4 protein-coding genes are annotated in these 22,306 nt (G+C 57.5%); all 4 read left to right on the forward strand.

Annotation, left to right across the window (positions count from 1 at the left end):
• Positions 1–360: 360 nt before the first annotated feature.
• The 4 genes from C0638_RS11350 (at position 361) to C0638_RS11365 (ending at position 22,285) form a co-directional block, all read left to right on the forward strand.
• The gene (locus tag C0638_RS11350) at positions 361–15,276 is read left to right on the forward strand and encodes a non-ribosomal peptide synthetase (protein ID WP_058711372.1); all 14,916 of its coding nucleotides are present in this window, start codon (positions 361–363) and stop codon (positions 15,274–15,276) included.
• Between the two features lie 154 nt (positions 15,277–15,430).
• Entirely contained in the window at positions 15,431–18,739 is a 3,309-nt protein-coding gene (locus C0638_RS11355; RefSeq protein WP_058711373.1) for a non-ribosomal peptide synthetase, read from the forward strand.
• Positions 18,729–20,555 carry an ABC transporter ATP-binding protein gene (locus C0638_RS11360; protein ID WP_058711374.1) on the forward strand — a complete coding sequence of 609 codons (1,827 nt, stop codon included), beginning with the start codon at positions 18,729–18,731 and terminating at the stop codon, positions 20,553–20,555. The genes C0638_RS11355 and C0638_RS11360 overlap by 11 nt, the downstream gene beginning before the upstream one ends.
• Positions 20,552–22,285 carry an ABC transporter ATP-binding protein gene (locus tag C0638_RS11365; RefSeq protein ID WP_013373222.1) on the forward strand — a complete coding sequence of 578 codons (1,734 nt, stop codon included), beginning with the start codon at positions 20,552–20,554 and terminating at the stop codon, positions 22,283–22,285. Before C0638_RS11360 ends, C0638_RS11365 begins: the two co-directional genes overlap by 4 nt.
• Positions 22,286–22,306: the final 21 nt, after the last annotated feature.

Raw genomic sequence — 22,306 nt, forward strand, 5'->3', positions numbered from 1 at the left:
AAACATAGGCTTCGACAAAGGCAGCTCCGGTGCCGAATCCGGAGGTACGGCCGACTTCCTGCTGGCCGGCCGTAACCCTACAGCAAGCCTTACATCGATGGGAGGAACATCCCTTGTCCACCCCCAAATCCAATTCCGAACCCAATGTTAAACCAAAGCCCGTTTTCGGGCGGCTCGTCCGCAGCAAGCATATGAAGCAGCGGAGCCGGAAGCACCGCATCTCTTGCGTAGAACGATGCTCTTAGTTGTCTTTCACGCATAGGAGCCGAGCGGGACAGCTGCTAGGCAGAGGATTGCCGCATGCGATCAACCGGGCAAGCAAAGCGGTGACCTGGCGAAAGCCATTGACATTCTTGTCACATGTTTGAAAAGGCGGGGAGCGAGGCTGAAGCGTTGCTGCGGCATATGCTCCGCCGGATTGCTTTTACCGATGAAGAGAGGGGAACGATCCAGATGGCTTTTGAAAAAGAAACGTTGTTTTGGAACGAAAAATTCGGTAGCGACGATTATACCCTGACGCAGCTGCCTTACAGCAAAGCTCCAAGCTCCCTGGCGCCCATTATGACAACCGTCGGCGGGACGCTTCCGGAGGAAGTGGCGCAGCGCGTCCTTCAAATGAGCAAGGGCGCTCCGCTGGCCACTTTTATGATTTTGCTCGCCGGTGTTCAGTCGCTCTTGCATAAATATACAGGCGCTTCTGACATTCTGGTCGGCATGCCGGTTGTACGGAAACCGACGGAGACGCGCCGATCCGTTAATCATACGGTCATTTTGAAAAACTCGCTTTCGGCGGGTGCGACTTTTAAAACGCTTCTGAGCGAGCTGAGGACTTCCTTGCCGGAAGCGATTCAGCATCAACATATTCCATTCTTAAAAATGACAGAGAAGCTGGACCTGCAATATGCAGACGGGATACCCGTCATCCATACGCTAGTATCCCTTAAGGAGCTGCATCTGGACGAAATCGGGCAAAACGTGGTCACGGATTGTTCCTTTGAATTTAGCTTAACCGGCGGGACGATACAGCTAGCGCTGTCATATAACGAGCACTTATATGACTCCGAGTTCATGACGCGGGTCGTCGGCCATCTGAATCGCCTGCTGGCTGTGGGGCTTCACGAGTTGGAGCTGGACATTGTGCGGGCGGACATGCTGTCGGAGGACGAGAAATTTCAATTGCTGCAAAGCTTTAACGATACCGAGAAGGACTATCCCCGTGATCGGACGATTCATCAGCTCGTGGAGGAGCAGGCGAAGCGGGTGCCCGAAGCGACGGCGGTTGTCTTTGAGGGGCGCCGTCTTTCGTACGCGGAGCTGAACGAACGGGCAAACCGGCTGGCGCGGACGCTGCGATCGGTCGGCGTGCTGCCCAATCAGCTGGTAGGCTTGATGGTCAGGAGATCGCTGGAGACGGTCGTTGGCATTCTGGCGGTTCTGAAAGCTGGCGGTGCCTACGTGCCGATCGACCCGGAATACCCGGAAGAACGCATCCGCTACATTCTGGAGAACTCGAACGCGCAGCTGCTGCTGACTCAAAGGGAGCTGCAGCAGCAGGTGCCGTTCGAAGGGACCGTGGTGGCGCTGGATGACGAGCAGGCCTACAGCGACGATGGCTCGAACCTGGATCCGGCCAGCGGTCCGAATGATCTGGCTTATGTCATCTATACATCAGGTACGACGGGCAAACCCAAAGGGGTCATGCTGGAGCATCGCGGGCTGGTCAGCCTGAAACTGACGTTTGCCCATACGCTTCACACGACCGAACAGGATCGAGTGCTGCAATTCGCCAGCCTATCGTTCGATGCGTCGTGCTGGGAGATGTTCAACGCTCTATATTTCGGGGCGACCTTATATATACCGTCAACCGAGACGATTTTGGATGATCAGTTGTTCGAACGTTTCATGAACGAGCATGCAATTACGATCGCCACTTTGCCGCCAACTTATGCGGCTTATTTGAATTCAGACCGCCTGCCGAGTCTGAGCAGGCTCATCACGGCGGGCTCCGCCGTTTCAGCCGAATTCGTGCAGCAGTGGAAAGACAAGGTACAGTACTATAACGCGTACGGTCCGACGGAAGCCTCGATCGCCACATCCGTGTGGGCGGCGTCTACGTATGACACCGAACGCAGAGCGATACCGATCGGACGTCCGATCTGGAACCATCGCTTGTATATACTGGGCGCACAGAATCAACTGGCGCCTATCGGAGTGGAAGGGGAATTGTGCATCGCGGGCGTCGGCCTCGCCCGGGGATATTGGAACCGGCCGGATCTGACGGCGGAGAAATTCATCGAACACCCGTTTGAGCCCGGAGAGAGACTGTACCGGACGGGCGACTTGGCCCGCTGGCTGCCGGACGGAAATATTGAGTACTTGGGCCGGATTGACCATCAGGTGAAAATCCGTGGATTCCGGATCGAGATCGGCGAGATTGAAGAGCAGCTTCTGAAGATCGACTCCGTGCAGGAGACGATCGTAATCGCGCGGGAAGGCAAAAACGGGCAAGAACTGTGCGCTTACCTGGTCGCGGGCCGCCCGCTTACGCTCGGCGAACTGAGAAGCGCGCTGGCGCAAAAATTGCCAAATTACATGATTCCGGCGCATTTTGTTCAGCTTCCGCGGATGCCGCTCACGCCGAACGACAAAATCGACCGCAAGGCTTTGCCCGCTCCGGAAGGAAACGCGCTGACCGGCGGCGCGTACGTAGCTCCCCGCAATGAAGCCGAGCGGACGCTTGCCGATGTGTGGCAGGCGGTATTGAACGCCGATCGCGTTGGGGTAACGGATCATTTCTTCGAGCTGGGCGGAGACTCAATCAAGTCCATTCAAGTATCTTCGCGGCTTCATCAAGCCGGGTACAAGCTGGAAATCCGGGATTTGTTCAAATATCCGACTATCTCACAGCTCAGCCTGCATGTGAAACCGATCGTACGTACCATCGATCAAGGCGAAATAACGGGTGAAACGGCGCTGGCGCCGATTCAGCATTGGTTTTTCGAGAGCTCCTTTGCGGCCCCGCATCATTTCAACCAGTCGGTGATGCTGTACCGGAAGGAACGCTTCGACGAAGAGACGGTGCGTCAGGTGCTGCAAAAGCTGGCCGAGCATCATGACGCCTTGCGGATGGTGTTCCGCAAGACGGAACAAGGGTTTAGCGCGCGGACCCGCGCGATTCAGGAAGGTGGGCTGTTCGCGCTGGACGTATTCGACTTCAAGGATGCGGAGAATACCGCGCAGGCTGTGGAAGCGAAGGCAACGGACATTCAAGCGGGCATCGATCTGGAGAACGGGCCCCTCGTGAAGGCGGGACTATTCCGGTGCGCGGACGGCGATCATTTGCTGCTCGCGGTTCATCATGCCGTGGTGGACGGCGTGTCTTGGCGCATTTTGATGGAGGATTTCGCTCTGGGTTACGAGCAGGCCGGCAAAAGGGAGGAAATTCGTTTCCCAGCGAAAACGGATGCGTACCGCACTTGGTCCGAGCAGCTGGCCGCTTACGCGCAAAGCCCGGAGATGGCGAAGGAACGGGCCTATTGGCAGGCCGTGGAACAAATTGCGGTTCCGGCCTTGCCGAAGGATCTGGAGGCGGACGTTACGACGCAGCAGGACAGCGAATCGCTGTTCGTCCGTTTGACTCCTGAAGAAACGGAGCTGCTGCTGAAGCGGGTTCACCGGGCCTACAACACCGAAATGAACGATATTTTGGTAACGGCGCTCGGCATAGCCGTTCGCAAGTGGACGGGACACGAACGGGTGCGGATCAATCTCGAAGGACACGGACGCGAATCGATCGGAACGGATATCGACATCACGCGCACAGTCGGCTGGTTTACGACCAAGTTTCCGGTCGTCCTGGAGCCGGAAACCGACCGGGATTTGGCCTATCAGATTAAACAGGTCAAGGAAAGCTTGCGCCGCATTCCGAACAAGGGGCTTGGGTACGGCGTATGCCGCTATCTCTCCAAATCGGAGGATGGCTTTGTTTGGGGCGCAGAGCCGGAAATTAATTTTAACTACCTCGGCCAGTTCGACGATGATGTCAATCAGGACGAGATCGGCATATCTTCTTATTCCAGCGGCAGCCCGGCCAGCGACCGGCAGGCCCGCAGCTTTGTGCTGGATATCAACGGCATGGTGCTGGAAGGCGCTTTATCGCTCGATCTCAGCTACAGCCGGAAGCAGTATCGCAAGGAAACGATGGAAGCCTTCGCTCAGCGGCTTGAGCAAAGTCTCCGAGAGCTCATTACCCACTGCGCAGGCAAAGAAAACACCGAATTGACGCCGAGCGACGTGCAATTTAAAGGCTTGACCATCGCGGAATTGGAGCAAATCGTCCAGCGCTCGGGCCATCTCGGGGAAATCGAAAATATTTACTCGCTTACGCCGATGCAGAAGGGCATGTGGTTCCACAGTGCGCTTGACCAGCAAACGGCAGCTTACTTCGAGCAGACGCAGTTTACGATGCGGGGAGCGCTCGACGTCCAGCTTTTCGAGAGGAGCTGGATGGAGCTTGCGAAACGTCATCTGGTGCTGCGGGCGAATTTTGTGAAAGGACCGGCGGGCGAGCCGCTGCAAATCATATACCGCGACAAGCCGGTCGGCTTTGAATATGAAGAGCTGCTTCATTTGCAGTCGGATGAGAAACAAGCGTACTTGGATCAAAAGGCCGAGGATGACAAGCTTCGCGGCTTCGACCTGGAACATGACGCGCTCGTTCGGGTTACGATCCTGCGCACCGAAGAGCAAAGCTATCATGTGCTGTGGAGTTTCCAGCATATTTTGATGGACGGCTGGTGCCTACCGCAGCTGACGCAGGAGCTGTTTGAAACGTACTCGGCCTTGGCATCCGGCAAGCAGCCAGCGGGAGATAAGGGATCGGATTATGGCGCCTATATCGAATGGTTGGAGAAACAGGACGATCAGGCGGCATCCGGCTATTGGACGGCATTCCTGGCAGGTTATGAAGGGCAAACCGTACTCCCGGGACAAAAGGAACCGGCGCCGAACGGCAGATTTACGGCTGATCACGTCACCGCCGAGCTGGGCAAAGACTTGAGCGAGCGGATGGACCAGGTGGCGAAACAGCGCCTGGTTACGGTCAATACGCTGCTGCAAGCCGCTTGGGGCGTGATGCTGCAAAAATATAACGGGACAAACGATGCCGTATTCGGCAGCGTCGTGGCCGGAAGACCGGCGGAAATCCCGGGCATCGAGTCCATGATCGGGCTGTTCATCAATACGGTGCCGGTCCGCGTCACGAGCGAAGCGGACACCGTGTTCGCCGACCTGATGGCGAAGCTCCAAGAGCGGGCGCTGGAGTCCGGGCGTTATGATTACTATCCGCTGTATGAAATTCAAGCCCGCAGCGTGCAAAAGCAGAACCTAATCAACCATATCATCGCTTTCGAGAACTATCCGGTGGACGAGCAGATGGAGCAGGCGGGCGACCAGCAGCACGGCGACCTGACGATCGCTGACGTTCAGATGGAGGAGCAGACGAACTATAACTTCAACGTGACCGTGGTGCCGGGAGTCGAGATCGAAATTCGGTTCGACTTTAACGCCGAAGTGTTCGATAAAGACAGCATCGAGCGGCTCAAGGGGCATCTCGTCCATCTGCTGGAGCAGGTGACGGATAACCCGGAAATTACAGTGGGCGAGCTGGAACTTGTGACGGAGGCGGAAAAAAACGACCTTCTCGGACGTTTTAACGACACCATCACGGAATTTCCGCGCGGGAAGACGCTCATTCAATTGTTCGAAGAGCAGGCGGAGCGCATCCCGGATGCAGCCGCCATCTCCTTGAATGAGCAAGAGCTGACCTACCGCGAGCTGAACGAACGCGTCAACCGCCTTGCCCGTACCTTGCGTAGCCACGGGATATCCAAAGGCCGTCTGGTCGCCATTATGGCTGAGCGTTCCATTGAAATGGTGGTGGGCATGCTGGCGGCACACAAAGCCGGAGCGGCTTACGTACCGATTGACCCGGAATATCCCGAGGAGCGTATCCGTTTCTTGATCGAGGATTCGGGAGCGCAGGTCATGCTGACGCAAAGCCGCTTGCGCGAGCGCCTGGCGGGTTCAGACTCCGTGATCTTATTGGATGACGAGGCCTTCTATCACGAGGACGGCACAAATCTAAATCCGGGCACCGAAGCGACAGATCTGGCTTGCGTCATCTATACGTCAGGTACGACGGGCAAGCCGAAAGGCAACCTTGTTTCGCACCGCAACATCGTGCGGATCGTGCGAAATACGAATTATATCGACATCACCGAGCGGGATCATGTCCTCCAGCTTTCGAGCTATTCGTTCGACGGAGCGATTTTCGATATTTTCGGCGCTTTGACCAACGGGGCGCGGCTGGTGCTGGTTCTTCGCGAGACTTTGCTGGAAATCGGCCGGCTGGCGGATCTCATCCAGCGCGAGCGCATCTCGGTCATGCTGATTACGACGGCTTTCTTCAACATCCTTGTAGATGTGAACGTCGACTGCCTGCGGGATGTCCGGGCGATTTTGTTCGGAGGAGAGCGCGTGTCGGTCGGCCATGTGCGTAAAGCGCTCGCCCATATCGGACCGGGCAGGCTCAACCATCTGTACGGCCCGTCGGAAAGCACGGTTTATACCACGTACCTTCCGGTCGACTTCGTCGATGAGTCGGCGGTTACCGTACCCATCGGACGGCCGATCAGCAATACGACGGTGTATATCGTCGACAGCCGGAATAAGCTTCTGCCGATCGGCGTGGCCGGGGAGCTTTGCGTCGGCGGAGAAGGCTTGGTACGGGGCTACAATAACCGGCCGGAGCTGACGGCGGAGAAATTTGTGGACAATCCGTTTGTGCCGGGAGAGCGCATGTACCGGACGGGGGATTTGGCGAAATGGCTGCCGGACGGCACGATCGAATACGTAGGACGGACGGACGACCAAGTGAAAATCCGCGGCTTCCGCATTGAGCTGGGCGAGATCGAAGCTCAGCTTCAGAAAGTGGAGGGAATTCGGAAAACGACGGTATTCGCGAGGGAAAACGCCTCCGGCGAGAAGCAGCTTTGCGCCTATTATGAAGCGGACCGCGAGCTTCCGGCGGCCGAGCTGAAGAGCGCGCTTTCCCAGGAACTGCCGGCCTACATGATCCCGGCGTACCTGATCCAGTTGGAGCGGCTCCCGCTGACGGCAAACGGCAAGGTCGACCGCCGGTCCCTTCCGGCGCCGGAGGAGAGCTTGCAGCCGGGCGAAGGACGTACTCCGCCTCGGACTCCGCTGGAAGCCAGCTTGGCCGGAATTTGGAAAAGCGTGCTCGGATTGGAGCACATCGGGGTTCATGACAACTTCTTCGACCTGGGCGGCCATTCCCTGCGGGCGACGACACTGGTGAGCAAGGTGCATCAGGAGCTGAACGTCGAGCTGCCTCTGCGCGACGTATTTCGCTACTCGACGATCGAAGAGATGGCTCTGGCCATCTCCCGGATCGGAGAGCAGTCGTTCTCGTCGATTCCGCTGGCAGGCGCAAGAGCATATTATCCGCTTTCCTCAGCTCAGAAGCGGCTGTTTATCCTGAATCAGCTGGAAGGGGCCGATCAGAGCTACAACATGCCGGGTGTGCTGCTGCTGGAAGGATCGATTGACCGGAGCCTGCTGGAGAAGGCTTTCCGCGGACTGATCGCACGGCACGAAACGCTGCGAACTGGCTTTGAGATCGTACAAGGCGAAGCTGTACAGCGCATTTACGAGAGCGTCGACTTTGCCGTTGAGTACCGTCATGCGAGCGAGGAAGAAGCGCCCGAAGTCGTGCAGGCCTTCATCCGGCCTTTCGACTTGGCGAAGCCTCCGCTGCTGCGGGCGGAACTCGTAGAGCTGGCAGCCGAACGTTATTTGCTAATGTTCGACATGCACCATATCGTCTCCGACGGGGTTTCGATGGACGTGTTAGTCGAGGAACTCGTTCGTCTGTACGGCGGCGAATCATTAGAGCCTTTGCGCATTCAATACAAGGACTATGCGGTATGGCAGCAGTCGGACGAGCAAAAAGTGCAGTTGAAACGCGAGGAAGCTTACTGGCTGGATCGTTACCGCGGCGAGCTTCCGGTTCTGGAAATGCCGACGGACTATCCGCGTCCTGCCGTGCAGAGCTTTGAGGGACAAACGCTGACGTCCTTCGTGGACGAGGCAACGAACGAAGGCTTGAAGCAGCTGGCCGCTCAAAGAGGAACGACGCTGTATATGGTGCTGCTTGCGGCATATACCGTGCTTTTGCATAAATACACAGGTCAGGACGATTTGATCGTCGGAACGTCGATTGCGGGCAGAACGCACGGAGACACGCAGCCTTTGATCGGAATGTTCGTCAATACGCTGGCGCTCCGCAATTATCCGGCTTCGGAGAAGACCTTCCTGTCGTATCTGGAAGAAGTGAAAGAAACGACCTTAGGCGCTTACGAGCATCAGAATTATCCGTTCGAAGAGCTCGTCGATAAAGTGCAGGTCAGCCGGGATTTGAGCCGCAACCCGCTGTTTGACACGATGTTCTCCCTGCAAAACTTGGAGGATAAAGAGTTTGAGCTGGAAGGGCTGAAATTGTCCCCGTACCCTAGCGAATACGGCACGGCCAAGTTCGACCTGAGTGTGGATGTTACGGAAGAAAACGGCGGCCTGGAGTGCAGCTTTGAATTCGCAACGGCTCTTTATAAAGAAAGCACGATCCGGCGGCTGTCGACTCATTTCGGACATTTGCTTGCGACGATCGTAAGCCGTCCAGATGCGAAGATTGCCGAGCTGAACTTGCTGACGGCAGAGGAAAAAGAGCAAATTCTCGGCGCGTTCAACCCGGCGCAGCCGGAAGCGGCTCCTGCGGTCGCGTTCCATCGGCTGTTTGAGGAACAGGTGGAGCGCACGCCGAAAGAGACGGCCGTCGTGTACGAGAACGACCGGCTGACGTATGCGGAGCTGAACGAGCGGGCGAACCGCTTGGCGGCTACGCTGCGCGCAAGCGGCATCGGCCGGGAGACGATCGTCGGCATTCTCGCCGAGCGTTCGGTGGACTTGCTGGTGGCCGTGCTGGCCGTCTGGAAAGCGGGCGGGGCGTATGTGCCGCTCGACCCGGATTATCCGGCGGAGCGCGTGCGGTTCATGCTCGAAGACAGCGGAGCGAAGGTACTGCTGACGCAAACGGCGCTGCGAGAGCGTGCCGAAGCCTGGCTCGGCGAAGAGGAACTGACGCTGGCGGCGGTGCTGTACCTGGACGAAGAAACTTCGTACAGCGAGGAGCGGACGAATGCGCCGATTGGCTCCCGCATGGTCTCCGGCAAGCTGACGGATGCTGTGGACGACGGCGATGAGAGCCATCAGAATGTTGGCACCGACAGCTTCCATGAAGCCCGTCTGGAGGATCTGGCGTACGTGATCTATACGTCGGGAACGACGGGTAAGCCGAAGGGCGTGATGATCGAGCACCGCAGCCTGGTGAACACGGCGGCGGGCTACCGGCGGGAATACCGGTTGGATCAGTTCCCGGTGCGGCTGCTGCAGCTCGCAAGCTTCTCGTTTGACGTATTTGTGGGAGATATCGCGCGGACGCTGTATAACGGAGGCACGATGGTGATTGTGCCGAAGGACGACCGGATCGATCCGTCTCGTCTGCACTACTGGATCAGCCAGCAACAAGTGACGATCTTCGAATCGACGCCGGCGTTGATCGTGCCGTTCCTGGAGTACGTGCACGAGCAGGGGCTGGATATGAGCTGGATGGAGCTGTTAATCACGAGCTCGGACAGCTGCAGCGTGGCGGATTACCGGACCTTGCAGGAACGCTTCGGCTCGTTGTTCCGGATCATCAACGCATACGGCGTGACGGAAGCGGCGATCGACTCAAGTTTCTACGACGAGCCGCTGACGAAGCTACCGCAGACAGGCAATGTGCCGATCGGCAAAGCGTGGCTGAATGCGAAATTCTACATCGTGGACGCGCACCTGAATCCGGTGCCGGTCGGGGTGCTGGGCGAGCTGGTCATCGGCGGAGTCGGAGTGGCGCGCGGGTACTTGAACCGTCCGGAGCTGACGGAAGAGAAGTTCGTAGACAGCCCGTTCGCCGCGGGCGAGCGGCTGTACCGCACGGGAGACTTGGCGCGGTGGATGGAGGACGGTAACGTGGACTTCATCGGCCGGATCGACAACCAGGCGAAAATCCGGGGCTACCGGATCGAGACGGGCGAGATCGAGTCGCAGCTGCTGCGGGTGGAAGGCGTGCGCGAAGCGGTGGTGCTGGTTCGAAGTGATGCGAACGGGCAGAAGGCGCTATGCGCGTATTACACGCCGGATACCGGAGCGGAGCTGGCAGTGAACGATCTGCGCGGCGCGCTGGCGCAGGAGCTGCCGGGGTACATGATCCCGTCGTACTTCGTGGAGATGGAGCGCCTACCTCTGACGCCGAACGGAAAGATTGACCGGAAGGCGCTACCGGCGCCGGAAGGTGAAGCGGGAAGCGGAACGGAGTACGTCGCACCGCGCAATGAGCTGGAAACGAAGCTGGTAGCGATTTGGCAGGAGGTGCTGGGGCTTGCGAAGGAGATTGGCGTTCACGACAACTTCTTCGACATCGGCGGGCACTCCCTGCGGGCGACGACGCTGGTCAGCAAGATTCATAAAGAGTTGAACGTGGATCTGCCGCTGCGCGACGTGTTCCGCCATTCCACCATCGAGAGCATGGCAGCCGCCATTTCCCGGCTGGATGAGCAGACATTCGTTGCCATTCCGGTGGCGGATGACCGAGAGGTGTACCCGCAATCTTTTGCTCAAAAACGTCTCTTTATCCTGAATCAACTGGAAGGCGCGGAGCTTAGCTACAACATGCCGGAAGCGATGCTGCTGGAGGGTGCTTTGGACCGGGCAAGGTTCGAAGAAGCGTTACGTAAGCTCGTGGCGCGGCATGAAACGCTGCGCACCGGGTTCGAAATGGTGGATGGCGAAGCATCGCAGCGGATTTACCAAGACGTGAATTTTGCCGTGGAGTTCTATCGAGTGGATGAGCAAGAGGCCGAAGAGATGGTTCGCCGTTTCGTCCGTCCGTTTGACTTGGCGAAGCCTCCGCTGCTGAGGGTAGGCCTTGTCGAGCTGGCTCCAGAACGCCATATTCTAATGTACGACATGCATCATATTATTTCCGATGGCGTCTCGATGGAAATCTTTGTTGAAGAATTCGTCCGCTTGTACGGCGGCGAGCAATTGGAGCCTCTGCGCATTCAGTACAAAGACTACACCGTTTGGCAGCATTCGCAGGAGCAGAAGGAACGGCTTCAGCGTCAGGAGGCGTACTGGCTGGACATGTTCCAAGGCGAGCTGTCGGTGCTGGAAATGCCGACCGATTATCCGCGTCCGTCCGTGCAGAGCTACGAAGGCCAAACGCTGGAGTTTTTCTTCGACGCTTCGAAAACCGACGGCCTAAAGCAGCTGGCCTCGGAAACGGGCACGACGCTGTTTATGGTGCTGCTTGCAGCGTATAACGTCCTTCTGCATAAATATTCAGGTCAGGAAGACGTGATCGTCGGTACGCCGATTGCCGGAAGGAATCATGGAGATGTGCAGCCGTTGATCGGGATTTTCTTAAACACGCTGGCTATCCGCAGTTATCCGGCTTCGGAGAAGACATTCCTGTCATACCTGAACGAAGTCAAAGAAACGACCCTCCACGCCTTCGAGCATCAAAACTATCCGTTCGAAGAATTGGTGGACAAGGTGCAAGTCACCCGTGATTTAAGCCGCAATCCGCTCTTCGACACGCTGTTTACGATGCAGAATACGGAAAACGAGGAATTTGAGCTGGAAGGGCTTCGCCTGATTCCTTATCCGAGCGCATTGGATACCGCGAAGTTTGATATCAGCTTGGATGTGGGCGAGGAGAACGGCGGCTTGGATTACAGCTTCGAATATGCGACGGCTCTCTACAAAAGGGAGACGATCGAACGGCTGGCGAAACATTACGAGCAGCTGCTCGAAACGATCGTAAGCCGTCCAGATGCGAAGATTGCCGAGCTGAACTTGCTGACGGCAGAGGAAAAAGAGCAAATTCTCGGCGCGTTCCACCCGGCGCAGCCGGAAGCGGCTCCTGCGGCCGCGTTCCACCGGCTGTTTGAGGAACAGGTGGAGCGCACGCCGGAAGAGGCGGCCGTCGTGTACGAGAACGACCGGCTGACGTATGCGGAGCTGAACGAGCGGGCGAACCGCTTGGCGGCTACGCTGCGCGCAAGCGGCATCGGCCGGGAGAAGATCGTCGGCATTCTCGCCGAGCGTTCGGTGGACTTGCTGGTGGCCGTGCTGGCCGTCTGGAAAGCGGGCGGGGCGTATGTGCCGCTGGACCCGGATTATCCGGCGGAGCGCGTGCGGTTCATGCTCGAAGACAGCGGAGCGAAGGTGCTGCTGACGCAAACGGCGCTGCGAGAGCGTGCCGAAGACTGGCTTGGCGAAGAGGAGCTGGCGCTGGCGGCGGTGCTGTACCTGGACGACGAAGCGTCGTACAGCGAGGAGCGGACGAATGCCGACAGCTTCCATGAAGCCCGTCCGGAGGATCTGGCGTACGTGATCTATACGTCGGGAACGACGGGCAAGCCGAAGGGCGTGATGATCGAGCACCGCAGCCTGGTGAACACGGCGGCGGGCTACCGGCGGGAATACCGGTTGGATCAGTTCCCGGTGCGGCTGCTGCAGCTCGCAAGCTTCTCATTCGACGTGTTCGTGGGAGATATCGCGCGGACGCTGTACAACGGAGGCACGATGGTGATCGTGCCGAAGGACGACCGGATTGATCCGTCTCGTCTGCACCACTGGATTGAGCGGGAACGGGTCACCATCTTCGAATCGACGCCGGCGCTGATCGTGCCGTTCCTGGAGTACGTGCACGAGCAGCGGCTGGATATGAGCTGGATGGAGCTGTTGATCACGAGCTCGGACAGCTGCAGCGTGGCGGATTACCGGACCTTGCAGGAACGCTTCGGCTCGTTGTTCCGGATCATCAATGCATACGGCGTGACGGAAGCGGCGATCGACTCCAGTTTCTACGACGAGCCGCTGACGAAGCTGCCGCAGACAGGCAATGTGCCGATCGGCAAAGCGTGGCTGAATGCGAAATTCTACATCGTGGACGCGCATCTGAACCCGGTGCCGGTTGGGGTGCTAGGCGAGCTGGTCATCGGCGGAGTCGGAGTGGCGCGCGGGTACTTGAACCGTCCGGAGCTGACGGAAGAAAAGTTCGTAGACAGCCCGTTCGCCGCGGGCGAGCGGTTGTACCGCACGGGAGACTTGGCGCGGTGGATGGAGGACGGGAACGTGGACTTCATCGGCCGGATCGACAACCAGGCGAAAATCCGGGGCTACCGGATCGAGACGGGCGAGATCGAGTCGCAGCTGCTGCGGGTGGAAGGCGTGCGCGAAGCGGTGGTGCTGGTTCGAAGTGACGCGAACGGGCAGAAGGCGCTATGCGCGTATTACACGCCGGATACCGGAGCGGAGCTGGCGGTGAACGATTTACGCAGCGCGCTGGCGCAGGAGCTGCCGGGCTACATGATCCCGTCGTACTTTGTGGAGCTGGAGCGCCTGCCGCTGACGCCGAACGGAAAGATTGACCGGAAGGCGCTGCCGGCGCCGGAAGGGGAAGCGGGAAGCGGAACGGAGTACGTCGCACCGCGCAATGAGCTGGAAACGAAGCTGGCAGCGATTTGGCAGGAGGTGCTGGGGCTTGCGAAGGAGATTGGCGTTCACGACAACTTCTTCGACATCGGCGGCCACTCCCTGCGGGCGACGACGCTGGCGGGCAAGGTATTTAAGGAATTAAACGTCAACCTGCCGCTGCGCGACGTATTCCGTCACTCGACGATTGCGGCGATGGCCGAGGCGATCGCCCGGATGGAACGGCGGGAGCATGAGGCCATTCCTCAAGCGGAGGAGAGAGAGTACTACCCTCTGTCCTCCGCGCAGAAACGGCTGTTCATTCAGCACACGCTGGATGGAGCGGATCAGCTTTACAACATGCCGGAGTTGGTGCAGGTGGAAGGCGAGTTTGATTTAGACCGGTTGGAAGCCGCCTTGCGGAAATTGATAACACGGCATGAATCGCTGCGCACCGGTTTTGAAATCGTGAAGGGCGAAGCGGTTCAGCGGATTTACCCGCAGGTTGATTTTGCTATCGAGCATCATCAAGCGGATAAAGAGGATGCGGCTCAAATCGAGCAGATCGTCCGCAGCTTCGTTCGTCCATTTGATCTCGGCAAGCCGCCGCTGCTGCGCGCCGGGGTCATCGAACTGGAGCCGAACCTGCATATTCTCCTTTTCGACATGCACCATATGGTGTCCGACGGCGTATCAATGGCGATTGTGATCGATGAGTTCTCGAGTTTCTACGCAGGGGAAGAACTGCCGCCACTGCGCATTCAATACAAGGATTATGCCGTTTGGCAGCAGTCGAAGGCCCACCGAGAGCGGATCGGGCGGCAGGAAGCTTACTGGCTACAAACCTTCGAAGGCGAGCTGCCGACGGCGGACCTGCCGATGGACTACGAACGGTCTGCGGCTCGCAGCTACGAAGGTGCGCATCTGGAGTTCGACGTCGAAGCTTCTCTCTCTACGCGGCTGCGCGAATTGGCGGCCGAGCGTGAAAGCACGCTGTTCATGGTGCTGCTTGCGGCTTATACCGTGCTGCTGTCCAAGTACAGCGGGCAGGAGGACTTGGTCGTGGGCACCCCGGTGGCGGGAAGAACGAACGCCGATTTGGAACCGGTCATCGGGATGTTTGTCAATACGCTGGCGATCCGCAATCGCCCGTCGGGCGACAAAACGTTCTTGTCCTACCTGGAAGAAGTGAAGGAAACGGCTTTGGGTGCTTTCGAGAACCAGGATTATCCATTCGAGGAGCTGGTGGAGCGTTTGAATGTGAAGCGGGAGCCGGGCCGCTTCCCGCTGTTCGATGCCGTTTTCGACTTGCAAAATATCGAAGAACGAGACGCCGAGCTGGAAGGGGTCAGCCTGAAGACTTACGAGCTTGACCATTTGGAAGAAGCGAAGTTCGATCTGACGCTGTTTATGTATGAAAACAACGGGGCGCTGAGCGGGGGCTTCTTCTACGCCACCAAGCTGTTCAAAAAAGCGATGATCCGCACCTTGACCGAGGATTACCTGCGGGTACTGTCTCAAATTGCGGAAAATCCACAACTCGAGCTAAGCCGGATTGAATGTCATAAACCGGCGGCAGGCGCAAAAAGTGCCGTCGATACGATCGAATTCGCGTTCTAATCCTACAAGCGCGCCTCCGCCGTCAAATGAAAGCGGCGCGCATCCCAAGGAAGACGGCGAACAACGTCCAAGCCCGTAAACGCGCAGGCCGAAAGCAAGCTTTTTCGGACCTGCGCCGGGGCATGCGGTCACTTCATTTTTAGGGGAGATACGAATGAAATCTTTGTTTGAAAAGGAAGAACGATACTGGAGCGGCAAGTTTGACGCCGATGACAGCCTGAGCTTCCTTCCTTACAGTCAATCCTCCAAATTATCCGCCGACGGGGAAGCTGCGGCCGAGCCGGGCTTGCTTCACCGTACTCTGCCGAGTGAACTCTCGGAGAGAATCATTTGCCTCGCCAACGGTTCGGATTTGGCTTTGTACATGATTGTTTTGGCAGGAGTAAAAAGCCTGCTGTTCAAATATACCGGGCGGGACCAAGTGCTGATCGGTATGCCTTCTTATAGCGCAGACCCCGACGGGACTCCGCCGCCGCATGACATCTTGGTGATCAAGACGTCCGTAAGCCGCCAGACTACGCTGAAAACGCTGCTCGGGGGCATCAAAGCCTCCATCGGCGAGGCGCTGGAGTATCAGCACCTGCCTTTTCGGAAAATGGTGGAGCCGCTCCATCTGGACTATACGGGGGACGGCCTCCCGGTCGTCAACACCGTCGCATCCTTCGCCCCGATTCATCCGGAACCGCTGGTTAACCGGGTGGCGGCCGATACGGTTTTTCGCTTCGACCGCCAAAACCACTCCATCGAGCTGGAAATAAGCTTTGATGGGCAGCGGTACGAGCGGGCATTTGTGGAACAGGCGGCCGACCATCTTGTTCGGCTGCTGTCCGTGCTTTTATTTCAGCCGGATCTGGAGCTCGGACAAGCCGATGTGCTGTCCCCAGACGAGAGGGAGACGCTGCTGAAGCGATTTAATGACACCGAAACCGAGTTCGAGCGGGGGAAAACGATTTACGGCTTGTTCGAAGAACAGGCGGAGCTTTACCCGGACAACGTGGCCGCTGTCATGAACGAGCGGCAGCTGACATACCGCGAGCTGAACGAGCGATCCAACCGCCTTGCGCGGAAGCTGCGGGAGACGGGAGTAGAAGCGGACCAGCTGGTAGCGATTCTGGCCGAACGCTCGCTCGATATGGTTGTCGGCATTCTGGCGATTCTCAAAGCGGGCGGAGCATACGTGCCTGTCGATCCCGACTACCCGGAGGAGCGCATCCGCTTCATGATCGAGGATTCGGGCGCGCCGTTATTGCTGATTCAAAAGCATCTGCACGAGAAGACCAACTTCGCAGGAACGCGCCTCGAATTGGACGATTTCGTTTGGGGCGACAGAGGGGCGGACTCCGCCGATGCGCTGGACGCTTCGAACCTGGAGCCGATTTCCGGGCCGGGCAACCTGGCATATGTCATCTACACGTCGGGAACGACCGGCAGACCGAAAGGAACACTGATCGAGCATAAGAACGTCGTGCGGCTCCTGTTCAACGACAAGAACCTGTTCGACTTCGGGCCGTCCGACACGTGGACGCTGTTCCACTCGTTCTGCTTCGATTTCTCCGTCTGGGAAATGTACGGAGCGCTGCTGAACGGAGGCAAGCTGGTCATCGTACCGCCGCTCACGGCGAAAAATCCGGCCGATTTCCTGGCGCTGCTGGGCCGCGAACAGGTCACGATTTTGAACCAGACACCAACGTACTTCTATCAGCTGCTGCGTAAGGTCTTGGCGGACCATCCGTACGATCTGCGGATTCGCAACGTCATCTTCGGGGGCGAAGCGCTGAGTCCGCTGCTGCTCAAGGGCTTCAAGACGAAGTACCCAGAGACGAAGCTGATCAATATGTATGGCATTACCGAGACGACGGTTCACGTGACGTATAAGGAAATCACGTGGGTCGAAATGGAGGCGGCGAAGAGCAATATCGGCAAGCCGATCCCGACGCTGAGGGTGTACGTCCTGGATGAAAACCGCCGCCCTGTGCCGATTGGCGTAGCGGGCGAAATGTACGTGGCCGGGGAAGGCCTTGCGAGAGGATACCTGAACCGTCCGGATCTGACGGCGGAGAAGTTCGTCGATTCCCCGTTTGCGGAGGGGGAGAAACTGTACCGCTCGGGTGACTTGGCGGCTTGGCTGCCGGACGGCAACATCGAATACCTGGGCCGGATCGACCACCAGGTGAAAATCCGCGGGTACCGGATCGAGTTGGACGAAATCGAGACGCAGCTACTGAAGATCGCCGCCGTGCAAGAAGCCAAGGTGCTCGACCGCGACGACGCGAACGGCCATAAGCAGCTTGTCGCTTATTACGTCGCGGAAACGAGGCTGGCGGCGAATGAACTCAAGGAGGAGCTCGCCAAGCAGCTTCCGGGGTATATGATTCCTTCGCACCTCGTGCAGCTTTCGGGGATGCCGCTGACCCCGAACGGGAAAATCGACCGCAAAGCACTGCCCGCGCCGGAGGAAGCCGCGGCTGGAGGAGCGGAATATGTCGCACCGAGAACGCTGCTCGAAATGAAGATCGCACGCGTCTGGCAGGATACGCTTGGCGTTCCGCAGGTCGGCGTAAAGGATAACTTTTTTGAGTTGGGTGGCAATTCGTTAAGTCTGATGAGGCTCGTTCAAGCCGTTTACGATGAAACGGGCATCGAGATACCTTTGAACCGCCAATTCCACAATGTAACAGTTGAAGCCATGGCTTTCGGCGAGTCGGATCTCGGCCTGGATAAAGGGGGAGACTCCTTCATTAAGCTGAATAAAGCAGGAGATCTGAACGTGTTCTGCTTCCCTCCGGGCAGCGGTTTCGGCATCGGTTACCGAGAGCTCGCAAGCAGGCTTGACGGCCGGTTCGTGCTCTACGGCATTGATTTTATCGACGATGCCGTCGATTACGAGGCCATGCTGAACCGTTATGTGGACGAGATCGTCCACATCCAGCCGGAAGGACCTTACGTGCTGCTCGGCTACTGCTTCGGAGGCAACCTGACGTTCGAGGTAGCCAAAACGATGGAGAAAAGAGGGTATTCCGTAACGGACGTGCTCATGGTGGACTCGTGGATTAAGGACACGCTGACGCCTTCCGAAACGTCAGAGAAAGAGCTTGAAGAAATGCTTGCGGATTTCGACGAAGAAGAGAAGGAATTAATGAGCAACCCGCTCGTGCGGGAGCGGGTTCATCGGAAGGTCAAAGCGACCTTGGCGTACGAAGCGCAGCTTATTAATTCCGGTACGATCCCGGCCAGGATTTACGAACTGATTGCGAAGGACAGCGAAGCGTTCCGCCTGGAGCACCAATTGCCTTCCTGGCGGGGGGCAACGACGCAAGCTTACGCCGATTACCGGCTGGAGGGTGCGCACGAGGAATTGCTGGAACTCGCGCGCGTGGAAGAAACGGCCGTCGTCATCCGGGACATCTTAGAGCAAGTCAAGCGGCAGATCGAAGCGGAGGCCGGGGTACTGCATGGAAGCTGACCGCCAGCCGTCTGTTCTAGAACAAGGCACAGCGGCGCCTTCCAAACGCCAAACCGCTTACGCCGCCTGGAAAGCGTTCCGCTGGCTGATGTCCTATGTAAGCCGTCACAAAGGCTGGATGATCGTCGGTGTCTTGTCCGCGATTGCCGCCGCCGTTATTGAGATATGGACGGGAAGTTTGATCGAGCAGCTGACCACCCAGGCCGAGAAGGGGGCAGGGCCAATCGTTCTGCAAATCGTGTACGCGGTCTTTGTGGTCATCTTGATCGGTGTGCCGGCGAAGTTTTTCATGAGCTTCGGCGTGGAGCGAAGCAGCGCCTCTGCGGTGCAGGATATCCGCAACCATGTCATGCGTCATATCGGCAAACTCCCGGTCTCCTATTTGGAAAAGCAGCACTCTGGCGACGTATTGTCGCGGATCAGCAACGACCTGCAGCTCATCCAGCAGTTTATGATTCGGGACCTCGCCCAGTGGTTTTATCATCCGCTGTTGTTCATCGGCTGTTTCGCTTATTTGATCTACCTCCAATGGGAGCTGATGCTGTACAGCCTGCTGTTATTTCCTGTAGCGCTGCTGGTTTCCCAATGGATCGGCAAGCAGTTGGAGCGGTTGACGGAGGAAGCCCAGGCGAACATGGGGCGAATGAACGTCAACCTCCAGGATACGCTTGGGGGTATGCCTATTGTAAAAAGCTACCTGCTATCCGGCATGTTATCTCGCTCCTACCAAGTGCTGCTGCAATTGACGGCCCAAAAAAAGTTGGCCGTGAAAAAGCGGGAAGCTTGGGTCAACCCGCTGCTTTCGACGCTGATGATCAGCCCGATCATTTTCGCCGTGAGTTACGGAAGCTATTTGATCTACAAAGGGCAGCTAGGCGCGGGAGAGCTGATCGCCTTCCTGTACTTGCTGAATCTGTGTCTGGAGCCGCTGGAGCATATTCCCGAGCTCATCACGCGGACGTTCGAAATGGCCGGTGCCCTGAGAAGGGTCTCTGAAATCGTCGAGCAGCCGACCGAAACGGAAAATGGCCGTTCGCTTCCGAAAGCGAGCGCCGCCCCCATCGAGTTTCAGAACGTAACCTTCGGGTATGAGGAGAGCTCCCCGATCCTACGGAATGTTAGCTTCTCGGTGCCGGAAGGGAAGACGATCGCGCTTGTCGGAGCGAGCGGCGGAGGGAAGAGCACGGTGTTTAAGCTTGTATGCGGCTTTTATCCGCTTCCGGAGGACCAGGGCGAGATCCGCGTGTTCGGCAGCCTGATCCACGGCGCCGATCCGGAGCAGCTTCGGTCGCATTTTTCCGTGGTAACCCAGGATTCATATTTGTTTAGCGGCACGATCGCTGAAAATATCGGCTACGGGCGGGAAGGAGCGTCGATGGACGAGATTATCGAAGCCGCCAAAGCCGCTCAGGCGCATTCCTTCATTATGCAGCTTCCCGACGGCTACCAGACATATGTCGGAGAGCGCGGAGGCTTTTTGTCCGGCGGGCAGCGCCAGCGCATTGCAATGGCCCGGGCTTTTCTGAAAGATGCTCCCGTTCTGCTGCTGGACGAGCCAACGTCGGCTCTTGATCCGGAGTCGGAAAGCGCGGTTCAGGAAGCGCTGGGCGTATTGATGAAGCAGAGAACGACGATGGTTATTGCCCACCGGCTTTCTACAGTACAAAACGCCGATGAAATTTGGGTCATGGAACAGGGGAGTATTGTTGAAAAGGGCACTCATGAACAATTGCTGAAGATGAAGGGACTGTACGCCCAGTCGTACTATCAGGAATTTACCGAGTCTGCCGAACGTAGGGAGGTGGCGTACACATGAAAAAGGGCGGATGGCTCTCGCAAGTGAAAGAACTCGGCTACTTGCTGATGTTTATGAACCGAAAGCGCAAAACCCAGTACGCCATTGGCCTGGCCGTGACGGCGCTCACCCAGACATTGTTCCTGATCGCCTTCAGCTTGGTCGTACATAACTTGGTTGATTTCGCCGTGTCCCGAGATACGTCCCTGATGGTGGAAGCCTTTATTATTTTGGGCGCGGCCTTGTTCCTGGAAAATGTGATTTCTCCCTGGTTCATTTACTTATACCAGCGCAGTGTCGAGCTGACTGTGCTGAATATCCGCGAGCGTCTTTATGACAAGCTGTGCCGGGTGCGGCCGAGATTCCTGGAGCAGACGCACCATGGGGACTTGCTGTCGCGGGTGAACAACGACGTAACGACCGTTGAGTTTACATTCTCGCAGGTTTACTTCGTTTTGCTGCTTCAAGTTGTCTTTTGCATCGGCTCCATTGTCTCCATGGTGTTGATCGATTGGCGGTTTGCCGGCGTATCCTGCGTCATTCTGCTGCTGTCCTCCGTGGTCAGTCTGAAATTTGCGCGGGATATTCGCGCTTTGTCCGAACAAGGCTTGCAAACGCTCGGTAAAATGACCGAAAAATTCAAAGATTTTATGGGCGGCATTCAAATTGTGAAGCTGTTCCGCATCCGCACGATTTACGGCCAGTACGAGGCGTTGAACGAACAAATGACGCAGACGCTTCGGCAAACCGCGCAGAAGAACGGCATGCAGGCTGCGGTGAATCATTTTATCAGCTACGTCACGTTCTGCGGCATCATCGTCATCGGCAGTCTTCTTTATGCCTACGGACTGATGGGAATGGGAAGTGTCGCCGCCCTGGCGGTTCTGCAAGTGAATCTGACGCACGCCTTGTTGAACTTGGGGATGGTTCTGTCGATGACCCAAAATTCGCTCGCGGGCGCTCACCGGATTCAAGAGGTACTAAGAGAGGAAGAGGAACCGGATCGTTTGGGATCTCCTCACAGCGAGCTCGTGTCGGAGGCTGCGGTGGAGTTTCGCGATGTGGAATTTTCCTATCAGGCGGATAAAAAGGTGCTTGTCGACATCTCCATGCAGGTGTTTCCCGGCCAGGTCGCCGCTATCGTGGGGGCCAGCGGCAGCGGCAAAAGTACGCTGATCAAGCTGCTGCTCGGCTTTTATCCTGTGGACAGCGGAGAAATCCTGCTCCAAGGCAAACCGTTCGGCCATTACACGCTGGACGAAATCCGCAGGCAGATTGCATACGTTCCGCAGGAGCCGTTCTTGTTTACCGGCACGATTGAGGAAAACATCCGCTACGGCAACCCGGATGCAACGGATGAAGAAGTGATCGAAGCGGCCAAAGCGGCGTACGCTCACCATTTCATTCAGGAACTTCCTGAACAGTATAAAACGCCGGTGGGAGAGAGAGGAGCGTCGTTGTCGGGCGGACAAAGGCAGCGAATTGCGATCGCCCGGGCGATTCTCAAAAACGCCCCGATTCTGCTTCTGGACGAAGCGACTTCCGCACTGGATAACGAATCCCAGCATTGGGTACAGCAAGCCCTGAACGTATTGATGAAGGGGCGCACCACCATTCTGATCGCCCACCGCCTCAGCACCGTGGAACATGCGGATTTAATTACCGTCATGAACCAAGGGACGGTCGTCGAGCGGGGCCGCCATCAGGACCTGCTGGCGCTCGGGGGTTATTACGCCCGGCTGTACGGCTAGACCCGCTTTACGGCGGGCGGC

Source organism: Paenibacillus sp. lzh-N1 (assembly GCF_002872435.1).
GTDB lineage: Bacteria > Bacillota > Bacilli > Paenibacillales > Paenibacillaceae > Paenibacillus > Paenibacillus polymyxa_C.

What these genes read in the sequence shown, in the direction of transcription:
- C0638_RS11350 (WP_058711372.1), top strand. Translation starts at nt 361, where the DNA reads ATGTTTGAAAAGGCGGGGAGCGAGGCTGAAGCGTTGCTGCGGCATATG.
- C0638_RS11355 (WP_058711373.1), top strand. Translation starts at nt 15,431, where the DNA reads ATGAAATCTTTGTTTGAAAAGGAAGAACGATACTGGAGCGGCAAGTTT.
- C0638_RS11360 (WP_058711374.1), top strand. Translation starts at nt 18,729, where the DNA reads ATGGAAGCTGACCGCCAGCCGTCTGTTCTAGAACAAGGCACAGCGGCG.
- C0638_RS11365 (WP_013373222.1), top strand. Translation starts at nt 20,552, where the DNA reads ATGAAAAAGGGCGGATGGCTCTCGCAAGTGAAAGAACTCGGCTACTTG.